7 protein-coding genes are annotated in these 15,034 nt (G+C 47.6%); 6 read left to right on the top strand and 1 reads right to left on the bottom strand.

The features are described 5' to 3' along the window. The first annotated feature begins 12 nt into the window (after positions 1-12). From BC643_RS03170 to BC643_RS03150, 5 genes are all read left to right on the top strand, one after another. Positions 13-3,411 (top strand): glycosyl hydrolase, encoded by a 3,399-nt coding sequence (locus BC643_RS03170; RefSeq protein ID WP_120271721.1) that lies wholly within the window; start codon positions 13-15, stop codon positions 3,409-3,411. A 127-nt stretch (positions 3,412-3,538) separates the two neighbouring features. Then, a complete protein-coding gene (locus tag BC643_RS03165; protein ID WP_120274122.1) occupies positions 3,539-4,957 on the top strand; it encodes a sialate O-acetylesterase in 1,419 nt (472 codons plus the stop codon). A gap of 94 nt (positions 4,958-5,051) precedes the next feature. After that, the gene (locus tag BC643_RS03160; RefSeq protein ID WP_120271720.1) at positions 5,052-7,382 is read left to right on the top strand and encodes a DUF5703 domain-containing protein; all 2,331 of its coding nucleotides are present in this window, start codon (positions 5,052-5,054) and stop codon (positions 7,380-7,382) included. Between the two features lie 56 nt (positions 7,383-7,438). Next, positions 7,439-10,261: an alpha-L-rhamnosidase gene (locus BC643_RS03155; RefSeq protein WP_120271719.1), complete on the top strand. Its 2,823-nt coding sequence runs from the start codon at positions 7,439-7,441 to the stop codon at positions 10,259-10,261. A 3-nt stretch (positions 10,262-10,264) separates the two neighbouring features. Further along, positions 10,265-12,298 carry an aceric acid hydrolase gene (locus BC643_RS03150; protein ID WP_120271718.1) on the top strand — a complete coding sequence of 678 codons (2,034 nt, stop codon included), beginning with the start codon at positions 10,265-10,267 and terminating at the stop codon, positions 12,296-12,298. A gap of 233 nt (positions 12,299-12,531) precedes the next feature. Here the strand turns inward: BC643_RS03150 and BC643_RS03145 are convergent, their stop codons facing one another. Continuing rightward, complete coding sequence (locus BC643_RS03145; RefSeq protein ID WP_120271717.1) at positions 12,532-13,719, bottom strand: glycoside hydrolase family 88/105 protein; 1,188 nt, start codon at positions 13,717-13,719, stop codon at positions 12,532-12,534. Between the two features lie 185 nt (positions 13,720-13,904). On the opposite strand from BC643_RS03145, the gene BC643_RS03140 reads away from it, so the two are divergent. Further along, complete coding sequence (locus tag BC643_RS03140) at positions 13,905-14,900, top strand: LacI family DNA-binding transcriptional regulator (RefSeq protein WP_120271716.1); 996 nt, start codon at positions 13,905-13,907, stop codon at positions 14,898-14,900. Positions 14,901-15,034 lie beyond the last annotated feature (134 nt).

The raw sequence follows: 15,034 nt of genomic DNA, 5'->3' as shown, positions 1-15,034 counted from the left end.
CCAAACTGACGAATGAAACGAATCAAACCGATACAAATCCTTTTAGCGATTGCCCTGTTGGTGCTTGGAATTTCTTGTGTCCAGGAAAAAACTCCAAAGGCAAAAGTTGAAGCGCCAACGGCTGATGATGCTACTGTTTGGACCTTTTGGCACTGGGTGCACGGAGCTGTGAGTAAAGAGGGGATTACCGCCGATCTTGAAGCGATGAAAAAACAGGGGATTGGTGGGGCTTATATTTTTGCGATTCGCGATACGGCCGGTTTGTACGAAAATCAATTGGTAACCTACAGCCCTGAGTGGTTCGACGTTGTGAAATACACGGTGAAAGAAGCCAAACGTTTGGGGATATCATTGGGTTTCAATACTTGCGATGGATTCACAACTGCCGGTGGCCCCTGGATTACTCCGGACCTATCGATGCAAAAGGTAGTTTGGGCTGATACGATTGTCGAAGGTGGGGCGCAACTCCATTTCTCGCTGCCGAAGCCAGAGGATTATAAAGGCTATTACGAAGACATTGCCACTTATGCCTATCCGGTTGCCGATTACGAACAGGATTCGTGGGTGATCCAGCCTACGGTTAGTTCGAATATGCAGGAAGGCGATTTGCAGTATTTGGCAACAAAGAATAACGATAAAACTTTCACATCTAAAAAGGAAGGTTGGATTGAATACGCATTCAATAAACCTTTTACTTGCCGGACGATTCAGATTTCAACCGGATGGGCCAATTACCAATCGAACCGGTTGATTGTGCAGGTAAGTAATGATGGTGAAACTTTCCGGGAGCACACACGCTTGGTTCCTCCGCGCAGTGGCTGGCAGGATTTATACCAGCCCAATACCCAGGCAATCACTCCGGTAACGGCGAAATATTTCCGCTTTGTTTTTGAAAAGGATGGTTCGGAACCTGGTGCGGAAGATTTGGATGATGCCAAATGGAGTCCCAAATTACAGTTGAAGGGTTTGCGTTTGCTATCGTCGGCTCGTATCAACCAGTTTGAAGGGAAAAATGCGTCGATCTGGCGTATTGCCGACGAAACAAAAACATATGCAGAGGATGGACAATTTGTTTCGCTGAATACGCTGATCAATGTGACTGAATATGTGTCTGCGGATGGTGTTTTAAACTGGAACGCTCCCGAAGGAAAATGGAAGATCATCCGCATGGGACACACATCAACCGGAGCCGAAAATTATATTGGCGGTGGTGCCCGTGGTTTGGAATGCGACAAGTTCAGCGAAGATGCCGTCAAACTACAGTTTGATAAGTGGTTCGGTGAAATATATAATCAGGTTGGTGAGGATGCTCACGGCACACTTACCCGGATGCTTTGCGATAGTTGGGAGTGTGGTAGTCAGAACTGGACCGCCAAATTCCCTGAGGAATTTGAAAAACGCATGGGGTACAGTTTAATGCCTTATTTGCCTGTTATGGCTGGTGTTCCGTTGGAAAGTGCTGATGTTTCGGAAAGCGTTTTGCGCGATGTTCGGGAAACGGTAACCGAATTATTTGCGGACAAATTTTCGTGTACAATGGCGGCTGAAGCACATCAACTTGGGGTGAAATTTGTAGAGGAGAGTAACGCTCCAACAGGAGTTGTCGACGGGATGTTACATCAAAAATATGTCGATTATCCGGCGGGGGAATTTTGGTTCCAGAGCCCGTCGCACGATAAACCCAATGATGTGCTGGATGCAATTTCTGCAGCACACATTTATGGCAAACCGGTTATTCAGTCAGAAAGTTTTACTGAGATCCGTTTGGATTGGAATGAAACGCCGGCGATGCTTAAACCCTATGCCGACAGAAATCTGGCATTGGGGATCAACAAAATTGTCAACCATGTTTTTGTCCACAGCCCGTGGCTGGATCGGAAGCCAGGCATGACATTGGACAAGGTCGGAACCTTCCTGCAACGCGGGCAAACATGGTGGGAGATGAGCCATGGATTTTGGACTTACTTGGAAAACAGTCAGCGCCTGTTGCAAAAAGGGCAGCCGGTTGTGGATATTGCTGTGTTTACAGGTGAAGAGATCCCCAGACGTGCCCTACTGCCGGATCGGCTGGTCAATACTCTGCCTGGCTTGTTTGGCAAGCAACGTGTTGCGTCGGAAAAAGAACGTTTGAAAAACGAAGGCTTTCCGAAATACGAAATGCCCCGGACTGTCAGCACACAGGCCAATATGGCCCGTCCAGAGAATTGGATTGATCCGTTGCGGGGCTACGCCTACGATTCGTTCAACAAAGATGCTTTACTGAATCTGGCTACTGTTGAAAACGGGAAAGTTGTGTTTGCTTCAGGAATGAAGTATTCAATTTTGGTGATTCCGGGAAATCGCAAGATGGCTCCCCAGGGAGGGGAACGCATGAGTATTGAAGTTGCCAGGAAGTTACTCGAGTTATTAAATGACGGCGCGACTATTTTAATGCAACAAACGCCAACAAAAACAATCAGCCTGAATGAAGATAGTGATCGCTTGAAAGCCATTCTCGATGAAATGTTTTCCGGTACAGAGAAAAGCATGGAACTAAATGGTGAAAAGCTGAAATATATTCAAAAAGGAAAAGGACGATTAATCTTTGGTTCTTTTGAAAATTCAACCCTCGAACTTCTCGGCGTTGATCCTGATTTTACGTCGGATGCAACGGGTAAATTAGCCTGGAATCATCGGAATTCAGACGAGGGAGATATCTACTTTATTGCCAATCAAACCGCTGAAAGCCTAACTGCAACCATGTCCTTTCGGGCGAATAGCAAGGCTCCGTTTCTTTTTAATCCGGCTACAGGAAAATACGCTGAATGTACCTATCAAACGGACGAAAGCGGGCGGGTGATGATAAAATACTCCTTTCATTCCTACGAATCGGTATTTGTACTCTTTGGAGATAAAGGTGGAGCAGCCGGTGAAAAACTGAAATCGGCGAATCCATCGTCTGTTGACACAATTAACACGACTTGGGAAGTAAGCTTCGATTCGGATTTTGGAGGATCGGAGAAAGCTCAAACATTCCAAAGCCTGACTGATTGGTCGAAAAATGCCGATGATGCCATTAAATACTACTCGGGTGAAGCGGTGTATAAATCAACCTTCAATTGGGATGGTGATACCACCGGCCTGTGGTTAGACCTCGGGAAAGTTTGTGATGTGGCCGAAGTTAGCTTGAACGGTAGCGAACCGGTTGTGCTTTGGACTGCTCCTTACCATTTGGCGGCAACGAGTCTGAAAAAAGGTGAAAACAGATTGACCATTAAAGTTGCAAACACCTGGAACAACCGGTTAATTGGTGACCATCGTTTGCCGGAAGATCAGCGCATCACCTGGACGACTGCTCCCTACCGATTGGAAGGGCAACCGTTGCTTCCTGCCGGTTTACTGGGGCCTGTAACCTTGCAAAGGCAAAAGTGAAATGAGCAAAAGTTAGCTGCTATTTAGGGTTTGACTTTAAGTCAAGCCCTAAATGGAAAGGCCCTCAATAGATAGAATATTGAACTGAAAAATTAACAAACGAAAGATAAACGAGATGAAGTTTTTGATGAAACGAAATGTATTGATGATCTTGCTTTTGGCAGGCGTATTTCAGCTACGTGCCGAAGTGAAAATGCCCGCTTTGTTTGCCAATAATGCCATTTTGCAGCAAAAAAGTGAAGTTGCTATGTGGGGCTGGGCTGATGCCAAAGCAACAGTGGAAGTGACTCCTTCCTGGAACAACAAAACCTACACGACCAAGGCGGATAAGGATGGAAAGTGGAAGTTGCAGCTTGAAACACCGGAAGCTGGTGGTCCTTTCGAAATTAAAATCAGTGACGGGACCGAGATGGTACTGCAAAATATTTTGATTGGTGAAGTTTGGTTGTGCACCGGCCAGTCGAACATGGAAATGCCGATGAAAGGTTTTCCGGGACAGCCCGTGGTTGGCTCAAACATGGATATCCTGAAATCGACAAATGACCAAATTCGCTTGATTACGGTTCCTCGTAGTTCGCAAACTGTGGCTCAGGATAATTTTGATGCCAAGTGGAAAGAAGCTGACCCGGCTGCCGTTCGCAATTTCAGTGCAACGGGCTACTATTTTGGCCGCATGTTGCAGGAAATGCTGGGCGTTCCGGTTGGTTTGATCGAGGTGAGCTACGGCGGTTCCTGTATTCAAGCCTGGATGAGCCCGAAGACTTCGGTTTCATTCGAAGATAAGCAAGTGCCTGCACCGGGAGACAGTATTCCTGTGCCGAACCGTACACCGACTGTCCTGTTCAACGGGATGTTGTATCCGGTGATTGGTTACGGAATTGCCGGTTGTATCTGGTACCAGGGCGAAACCAACTACATTGAGCCCGATCGTTACGAAGAACTCTTCCCGACCATGGTGGCCGAGTGGCGTTCGCTGTGGGGAATCGGCGATTTCCCGTTCTATTATTGTCAGATTGCGCCTTTCGATTACTCCGTTTTCACACCGAAAGAATATCATGAAAAATACAATTCGGCGTATTTGCGCGATGCACAGCGTAAAGCGGAGGCAAAAATCCCGAACAGTGGAATGGCCGTGCTGATGGATGTTGGCGAGAAAACCAGTATTCATCCCATGCACAAGCAGGAGGGTGGAGAACGGCTGGCTTTGTGGGCCTTGGCAAAGACCTACGGATTCAGAGATTTCGCCTATAAAAGTCCTTCTTACAACACCTTCGAGATAAAAGGCAGCCAATTGATCGTCTCGTTCAACGACGCCTCCAACGGTTTGACGACTTACGGAAAAGAGCTGACAGGTTTCCAGATAGCAGGCGACGACAAAGTTTTTTACCCGGCAGAAGTCTTTTTGCGAAGCAAATCAGTAGTGTTGTCTTCTCCAAGAGTTGAAAAGCCGGTAGCTGTGCGCTATGCTTTCGATGACTTCACCGTGGGAACCCTTTACGGAACAAACGGCTTACCGGTATCATCATTCAGAAGTGATGATTGGTAATTTGAATATTTGAGGATTACAGTTTTAGAAGAAAGAATGTGAGGCGGGTGTGTAATTCTGTTGCCACTCGCTCGCGTTCTTCAAAAGACCAAAAATGAAAAAACACATTCAGATAACGATCGCGATACTTTTGGTGCTAGTCGTGAAACTCTCGGCACAACCAGTCGGGCTTGACGGCTACAACCTGGTTTGGGCCAGTCAAAGTGCAAACTCATCCGAGTCGATGCCTTGCGGTGGTGGCGATGTTGGTCTGAATGTGTGGGTTGAAAAAGGCGACCTGCTTTTCTATGTCTCGCAAAGCGGCACCTTCGACGAGAATAATTGCATGCTGAAGCTGGGACGTGTTCGGGTGAAGCTTTCCCCAAATCCGTTCGACGGTGAAAATTTCAAGCAGGAATTGCATCTGAAAGAAGGTTTTGTGACCATCGACGGTGAAAACAAAGGGGTAAAAGCAACCGCGAAACTTTGGGTGGATGTTTTTCGTCCGGTGATTCATGTTGAAGTGGAAGCCAATCAACCTGTTTCAACAGAAGCGACTTACGAGAGTTGGAGAACCGAAGATCGTCCGTTGCGGAAACTGGAAAGCTTCGCCAATTCGTACAAATGGGCTGCCCCGGAAGGCTTGACGACCAAAGCTGATCAGGTTGAGTTTTCGGATGGCGGTGTGTTGTTCTGCCACCGAAACTCCGGTGAAACGGTGTTCGACGTCACTGTTCACCAACAGCAGATGGATGCGGTGAAAGATCAACTTTTCAACCCGCTCGAAAATCTCACTTTCGGTGGTTTGATGCAGGGAACAAATATGGTTCCCTCCGGAGAGACATCCGGAAAATATGTCGATACTGAGTTCAAAGGTTTTAAACTGAAAAGTAAGACACCTTCAAAGAAACAAGAACTGAAAATCTACCTGCATACCGCTCAAACTGAAAGTCGGGAAGTCTGGAAGGACGAACTTTCAGCTCTGCGTTCGCAAAGCCTGAAGCAGGGCTCCAAAGCTTTTCAGCAAACACAAAAGTGGTGGGCTGATTTCTGGAACAGAAGTTTCGTTTTCATTCAACCCAATAACCAAAACGAACAGTCGGTAAGCTGGCAGGTAGGACGGAATTACCAGTTGTTTCGTTACATGCTGGCCTGCAACGCGTACGGCAAGTACCCGACCAAGTTTAACGGCGGCCTGTTTACGGTTGATCCTGTTTTTACGGATTCAACGCGGGCATTCACCGCTGATTTCAGGAACTGGGGAGGCGGAACATTTACCGCTCAAAACCAGCGATTGGTGTATTTCCCCATGCTGAAAAACGGCGACTTCGATATGTTGCCGTCTCAATTCGATTTCTATTTGAATACGTTGAAAAATGCGACGCTTCGATCTCAAACCTATTGGGGACACGACGGTGCTTGTTTTACCGAGCAGTTGGAAAACTTTGGTTTGCCCAATCCGAGCGAATACGGTTGGAAGCGGCCGGAAGATTACGATCCGGGCCGACAATACAATGCCTGGCTGGAATACCAGTGGGATACTGTTCTGGAGTTTTGCCACATGATCCTGCAGGATCAGCAGTACTCGGGAGCCGATATCTCAAAGTATCTGCCTTTGATTGAGAGCTCGCTCAAGTTTTTCGATGAGCATTACCGCTACCTGGCGCGCGAGCGTGGATCGAAAGAGTTGAACGCCGACGGGCAGCTGGTTTTGTATCCGGGTTCGGCTTGCGAAACCTACAAAATGGCCTACGATGCCACTTCTACAATTGCTGCCCTAAAAACAGTTTTGGATGAACTGCTGGCTTTGCCCGTGGAATATGCTTCAGCAATAGACCACGATTTTTTCGCGGAAATGTCAAAACGCATTCCGCCGATTAGCTTTCGCCAAATTGAGGGGCACAAAACAATTGCTCCGGCAAAGCTGTGGGAGCGGATAAACAACTATGAAGTTCCGCAGTTGTACCCGGTTTATCCTTGGGGAATGTATGGGGTTGGCCTGCCCGATTTGGACGTTGCGCTGAACACCTGGAAATATGATCCGGATGCCTTGAAATTCCGCAGTCACAAAGGCTGGAAACAGGATGCGATTTTTGCTGCCCGGTTGGGATTGACCAATGAGGCAGATTCGTTGGTCACTCTGAAACTGAAAGATTCCGGTCGGCGCTTCCCTGCATTCTGGGGGCCGGGCTTCGACTGGACACCTGATCACAATTGGGGTGGTTCGGGGATGATTGCTTTGCAGGAAATGCTGGTTCAAACCGTTGGCGATCAAATTTATTTGTTGCCTGCCTGGCCTCGCGATCGCGACGTGCATTTCAAACTGCATTTGCCGAAGCAAACCACCGTTGAACTCAACTATGAAAATGGCCGGGTGAAACAGTTGACGGTAATTCCGGAATCGCGAAAAGCGGATATTCAAAATCTGGACGATTTAATGCAATAACAAGCGATAGATCTTTCAAAATAAACCTAAAACGATAAACGAATAATTAACGGGATATGATCAACTTATTGAAAAAACGACTAACAATTGCCAGCTCATTGCTGTGTGTCGCGTTCACTTTTCTCTTCGTGGATGGAAGTGCGATGGGCGGCAATCAGACAAAATTAGCTGCCGTCAATCTGAGAACAGAATACAAGCACAACCCGATTGGATTGGGGATGGCAAATCCCCGGTTGAGCTGGGAAATGCAGGATTCGGAGCGCGGAAGCATGCAGCAAGCGTACCAAATTCGCTGTGCTGCTACGGCAGCCGAATTGAAGAACAAAGCCGATTTATTGTGGAATACTGATTGGGTTGAAAGCGATCAGTCTAATCAGCTGGCCTATGCCGGGCAGAAACTGGCATCCGGCGAACGGGTTTACTGGCAGGTACGCATTCGCAACAATCGCGGGAAGGAATCTGCCTGGAGCGAACCGGTATTTTTCGAGCTGGGCTTGTTAAGTCATGCCGACTGGAAAGCCCAATGGATTGAGCCGAAGCTGGATGAAGATGTGTCAAAATCGACACCCTCTCCTTATTTGAGAAGAACGTTTCAGGCCCCGAAGCCGATCAGCAAAGCAACCGCTTTTGTGACTTGTCATGGTTTGTACGAGTTGAGCATGAACGGCTCGAAAGTGAGTGACGATTTGTTTACGCCTGGTTGGACCAGTTATCAGGAGCGTTTGCAATACCAGGCTTACGATGTTACCGGTTTATTGGCGAAAGGCGAAAATGCGATTGGCGTCGTTTTGGGCGACGGTTGGTATCGCGGTTTTCTGGTTTGGCAGGGAAACAAGAATACGTATGGTGAGAACGTGGCTTTGCTTTTTCAACTTCAAATTGAATACGCTGACGGCACTTCAGAGATGATTTGCAGCGATGAAAACTGGAAAGCCGGCACCGGCCCGATCCTGAAATCGGATATCTACAATGGCGAGACTTACGATGCGCGTTTGGAACAAACTGGCTGGAATACTGCCGGATTTGATGACCGTGAATGGAATGGCGTAGAAACGAAAGATTATGGTTACGACAACCTGGTGGCTTCGGATGGCGTTCCCGTTCAGGTGATACAGCGCATTCAACCGATTGAAAAAATCATCACTCCCAAAGGGGAACTGGTATTCGATTTCGGGCAAAACCTGGTGGGCTGGGTACACTTTAAACTTAAAGGAAATAAAGGCGACAAAGTTGTCCTGAATCACGCCGAAGTGCTGGATCAGGAGGGCAATTTTTACACGGCTAACCTGCGTGTCGCGAAAGCGGAGGACGAATATATTTTCAAGGGTGACGGTGTTGAAAGTTATGCACCGCGTTTCACTTTTCATGGTTTTCGCTATGTGAAAATCAGTGATTACCCGGGCGAGGTGACGGTAGACGATCTGGAAGCTTGCGTGGTGCATTCGGCGATGACGGAAACCGGCGATTTTGTTTGCTCGGATACTTTGGTGAATCGCCTGCAAAAGAATATTCAATGGGGACTGCGCGGTAATTTCCTCGATGTGCCAACCGATTGTCCGCAGCGTGATGAGCGTTTGGGTTGGACCGGCGATGCACAGGTTTTTGCACCAACAGCCTGTTTCAATGTCGACGCAGCTTCATTTTACACCAAGTGGATGCAAGATTTTCCGGTGGACCAAAAAGAGAATGGCAGTGTGCCTTGGGTCGTGCCTAATGTGGTGAAAGACGGCGGCGGTACCGGTTGGTCGGATGGCTTTGGAGCAACAGCCTGGGCCGATGCGTCGGTGATTATTCCGTGGACGGTATACCGGGCATACGGCGATACCGGAATTCTGGAACGGCAGTATGCCTCGATGAAAGGCTGGGAAGAATACATGATTCGCGAATCGGGCGACAACTATGTGTTCAGTGCAGGATTCCACTTTGGCGACTGGCTGGCTTTTGCCGAGTATTATTCGTACTACTACAATGCACCTGACTATGGTTATGCGGGAGCAAATACAGATAAAGAGCTGATTGCAACGGCTTATTTCTATCACACAACCGGATTGATGCAAAAGACTGCTGAAATCCTGGGCAAGAAGGAAGATGCTGCTCGTTATGCGGCTATTCTGCCCAAAATAAAAGAAGCTTTTAACCGGGAGTTTGTTACCGAAACTGGTCGCTTGACTTCGGGCACACAGACTGCCTACGTGTTGGCCTTGTGCTTTAAACTGCTTCCGGAAAACTTAGTTCCGGTTGTGGCCAAACGCCTGGCCGACGATGTGAATCATTTTGGTCACCTGACAACCGGCTTTGTTGGAACACCTCTTTTGTGCCAGGCCCTGAGCGATTACGGCTATCCGGATGTTGCCTACAAATTGCTTTTCAATAAACGTTATCCGTCGTGGTTGTACCCGGTAACCAAAGGGGCGACTACCATTTGGGAGCGCTGGGATTGCATCAAGCCCGACGGCTCGTTCCAGGATGTGGGGATGAACTCCTTCAACCACTATGCTTACGGGGCAGTGGGCAACTGGCTTTATCAAACGGTGGCCGGGTTGCAGGAAGATCCTGCTGTGGCAGGCTATAAAAAATTCGTCGTTAAACCAGTGCCAACGGAACAGCTACAATTTGCCAAGGCGAATTATCAGTCCATTTATGGAGAAATTCGGTCGGGATGGGAGCGAAAAGAAGATGCCTTTGTGCAAACGGTGGAGGTACCGGCCAATACTTCAGCAAAAATTTACTTGCTGGCCAATGACGCAACTTCGGTTTCGGAAAACGGAAAGCCAATTTCAAACCGAAAAGATATAGCGATTGCCGGACGCGATGGGGATTATCTGGTCGTTGAAGTTGGTTCCGGCACGTATTCATTTCAAATTCAAAACTCAAACTAAGTCATGTTCAAATATTCAATCACGTCAATTTTACTGCTGTTGGCTGTTTCCTTTGTGCAGGCACAGTACAAAGGCCTGGTAGATACCTCGAAAAGCAAGTTCGCGAAACTGGAATCGGTGAATCTGACCGATGTGCGCTGGACGACCGGTTTTTGGGCCGATCGGTACCGGGTTTGCGAAGACAGTATGATACCGCACATGCTCGATATGTATCTGAACGATTCAATCAGTCATGGTTTTGCCAACTTTGAGATTGCGGCAGGACTGAAAGATGGCGAGCATATTGGCCCTCCGTTTCACGATGGCGACTTTTACAAAATGCTGGAAGCGGCCATTGTGATTGCTGCTGAAAACAACGATCAAGCCCTGAATCAAAAGATCGATTCGATCATCGCCGTGATTGGTATGACGCAGCGTGCCGATGGTTATATTCACACCCCGGTGATGATCAAAGAGCGGGAGCATCCGGAACAAAGAGCCGAGTTTGCCGAGCGGATGGATTTTGAAACCTACAACATGGGGCATCTGATGACAGCGGCTTGTGTGCATTATCGCCTGACGGGAAAACGCAACCTGCTCGACATTGCGATAAAAGCAACTGATTTCCTTTACGATTACTATAAAAATCATGCTTACGAGTTGGCGCAAAATGCTATTTGTCCGTCACATTACATGGGCGTAACGGAAATGTACCGCACCTTGGGTGACCCGCGTTACCTGGAGCTCGCAAAAGGACTGATTGATATCCGCGACCAGGTTGAAGAGGGACATGATCATAACCAGGATCGCATTCCTTTTCGCGAGCAAACCAAGGCGCAGGGCCATGCCGTTCGTGCCAATTACCTCTACGCCGGAGCTGCCGATGTGTATGCCGAAACCGGGGACGAGACATTGATGACGGCGCTTGATTCGATTTGGCACGACCTGGTTGAAAATAAAATGTACATCACCGGTGCCTGTGGGGCCTTGTACGATGGCGTTTCGCCAAACGGAACCACTTACGATCAACCGTCGATTCAGCAGGTTCATCAGGCCTACGGCGAGGATTACGAGTTGCCGAACCTGACGGCGCATAATGAATCGTGCGCCAATATTGGCAACTTGCTTTGGAACTGGCGCATGTTGCAGGTTACAGCTGACGCCAAATATGCCGATGTGATGGAGCAAGTGATGTACAACAGTCTGCTGGGAGCGGTGAGCCTTGATGGTATTCGTCATTTCTACGCCAACCCGCTGGCCGTGGCCGACGAGGTTTCGCATGATTTGCGCTGGTCGAAAGATCGCGAGCCGTATATCACCTACTGCAACTGCTGTCCTCCAAATACCGCCCGTACGGTTGCCGAAATCAGCAATTACATGTACAGTTTGTCGAAAGACGGTTTGTATGTGAATTTCTACGGTGCCAATGATTTGAACACCACTTTGGAAGACGGCGACGCTCTCCAACTCAGCCAACAAACAGATTATCCCTGGGATGGAGCGGTTGTGCTGACGATTCAAAAAACATTGAAAAAGGAAATGAGCGTTCACCTGCGTATTCCGGCTTGGTGCAATGGGACTGAATTAAAGGTGAATGGTGAGCCGGTGGCAACCGACGGTCAACCGGGAACTTATGTGGCTGTCACGCGCAAATGGAAAAAGGGCGATCAAATCAGTTTGAACATGCCGATGCCGGTGCAGCTGATGGCAACCAACCCGATGGTTGAAGCCAACCGGGGCTTGGTAGCGGTGCAACGCGGCCCTGTGGTGTATTGCGTGGAAACAGCTGATTTGCCTGTAGGAGTTGATGTGTTCAATGTTGCTGTTGATGCGGCTTCGGAACTGAACTTGGAGGCGATTGAAATTGATGGTGCGAGACTGGTCGCGTTGAAAGGCGAAGGTGTTTTACTTGGCGATAGCAGCTGGAAAAACAAGTTGTATCAACCTGTAAATTTGGATGAAAAAGAAACACGGATTCCGCTCCGTTTTGTGCCTTACTACGCTTGGGATAACCGGGGGAAAGGGGAGATGAGCGTTTGGATCCCATTGATGAAATAGGATAGTTTTTGTTTTTATGATAATTGGTAATTGATTATTTGGAGAGGTTTTGTTGAATTCGTTCATTCAAAACCTCTTTTTTATTTCCCTTGGTGTACCAGCTAATACTGCCATTCGTTGCAATGATTCGTCGCTCGTGCTAAATGAGAACAGCTGGCGTGCCCGTGTTGTGGAGAAAAAATAAAGGCCCTGATTGGTAAAATCAGAGCCTTCGTTATTATTTGCAGCGAGGTTTATTTGTCCGTTTCAATGGCAGCTAAAATAAATGGAGCAACACCTTTGGTATCGTTGGTATTGATCTTTTCGGTAGTGTAGTATTCGTAACTTCCGTCGCGATAGGTCGGGCTTCCACCCAAACCGCAACTTCCGCAGATATTCACCATGTTCGGTAATCCGTCATCGCCGGTTACAATGAAGGTTTTCACCATATCGTCGAAAGCATCAGCAGCGATTTCTTTGTATTTCGGATCGAGATAGCCTTTCTTTGCACCTTTGGCAAAAGCGTAAATGTACATCGCCGTTCCCGAGCCTTCCAGGTAGTTTCCTTCTCGACCACCCTGATCCAACACCTGGTACCAGGCGCCCGATTTCGGATCGCGAACTTTTAGCAGTGCATCGCAGGTTTCCTGCAGTATCTTGATAATCTCAGCCCGGTCTTTATGATCTTCCGGCAGATAATCCAGTACATCAACAATAGCCATTACATACCAGCCCATCGCGCGACTCCAGAAGTGCGGCGACTGGCCGGTTTCCGGGTTAGCCCACTTTTGCTCTTTACTCTCGTCCCAGGCATGATATAAAAGGCCTGTTGTCGGGTCTAAGGTTTTTTCATGCACCAGGATGATTTCGTGGGTAGCCACATCAAACCAGCGAGGATCGTTAAAATCTTTGGCATATTCAGTCAGGAAAGGCATGCCCATGTAAACACCATCCAACCAAATTTGCCAGGGGTAGATCTTTTTGTGCCAGTATCCGCCTGTTTTTGTTTTCGGGTGGTTTTCCATTTGACGAACAAACTGGCCAACCGCTTTTTTGTATTTTTCGTCTCCTGTTTTCTCCCACAAAATCAGGAGGTTTTTGGCCGGGTTCACATAGTCGATATTGAATTTTGTCGAATCGTAGCGGGCCACATTGCCGTTTTCGTCGACCATTGCGTCGATATCTGTTTTCATGTAGGCCGAATATTTGGGATCGATGTTCCCCAGTTTGTCGATGGCCATTCCCAGCAGAGCAACATCGTACGACCAACCACGACGGGTACGGCCATTGTAATAACCGAGGCTGTCACTGCGGGTCATCACGGCGTCGGCCATTTTGATGCTCCATTTTACGGGTTCAGGGGATTCTTCAACTTTAGGCTTGCTGCCCGACGAGCAGGCGGTGAAGATGGTCAGTAAGCATAAATAAGCGAAATACTTCATGTTTATTAGTTTATTGAATAGATAATGAAAAATCAGGTTTTATGTTTTAGAGGCAGCAACAATGGCTCATCTCAGAAAAACTCAGGAAAATTACAACTATCTTCATGAAATCGTTTACATTTGCGAAGATTTTTTCTACATTAGGAAAATCAAAGTGTATTTAAACTTCAAATTGAATTGATCTTATGGCAAGTATGAATGAAGTCGCCAAGCGGGCGGGTGTTTCTATAGCTACTGTTTCCCGGGTACTGAATAATAGCGAAAGTGTGAATGAAGAAACCCGGATGAAAATTCTGAAAGCCATTAAGGAGCTCAAATACCAGCCCAGTCGGGTAGCCAAGCGCTTGCGCTCGAAAAGCGGAGCCGGCAATTTGCTGGGTGTGCTCATTCCTGACATTCAGAACCCGTTCTATGTTGATGTTTTACGTGGAATCGAAGATGTCGCCTACCAAAATAATTACGTGATCATTATGTGTAATTTCAGCCAGGACGAAAAGAAAGAAGCAATGTACCTGGAGATCCTGGAATCGGAAGCGATTGACGGTTTGATTGCGGCACCGGCTCATGAAGATGACCAGCGGGTGAAGAAAATCGTTCGTAACGGTTTGCCGGTAGTCTGTGTCGACCGTGGTTTGAAAGGGATGGACGTTGACGTGGTTTGGGTGAATAACCTGGAAAGTGCCTACCAGGCTGTGAGTTTCATGATTGAAAAAGGCTACAAACGGATTGCCCACATTGGTGGTTTGCCAACGATTCCTTCAAGTCGGCTTCGCTTGGAAGGCTATCGCAATGCCATGCAGGATCACGGTTTGGAACTGGATGAAAACCTGATCATTCAAGGCGACTCAAGTTATGCAAGTGGTATGCAGGTTACCGAAAAGCTGTTGAATATGAAGAACCCGCCGGATGCCCTGTTTACCGGTAACAATCTGATTACTTTAGGGGCATTGGAAGTTATTAACGGAAGAAAGCTTCAGATACCAAAAGATATTGCCGTGCTCGGTTTTGATGACATGAATTGGTCCAATGCCCTGAATCCACCGTTGACTGCCGTGCGCCAACCAGCCTACGAAATTGGCAAGCGTGCTGGTGAGTTGCTCATTCAGCGGATCAAAGATCCCAAACGGCCGTGTATCCACATGACACTGAATTCGGAATTGAAAGTACGACATTCCTGCTAGCGTGAAAATCGTTTACATTGAATAATGTCCTTTAAATAAGCGGCATTATTTTTTTGTTTTAATTTGGATAATGTAAACGTTTACATTATCTTCGACCTGTCTTAGAAGATGATGTTGGTGCTATGCCTCAATAC

Origin of the sequence: Mangrovibacterium diazotrophicum (assembly GCF_003610535.1) — a bacterium.
Taxonomy (GTDB): Bacteria; Bacteroidota; Bacteroidia; order Bacteroidales; family Prolixibacteraceae; genus Mangrovibacterium; species Mangrovibacterium diazotrophicum.
The sequence above is the reverse complement of the archived record's forward strand: the minus strand, read 5'-3'. Positions and strand labels throughout refer to the sequence as shown.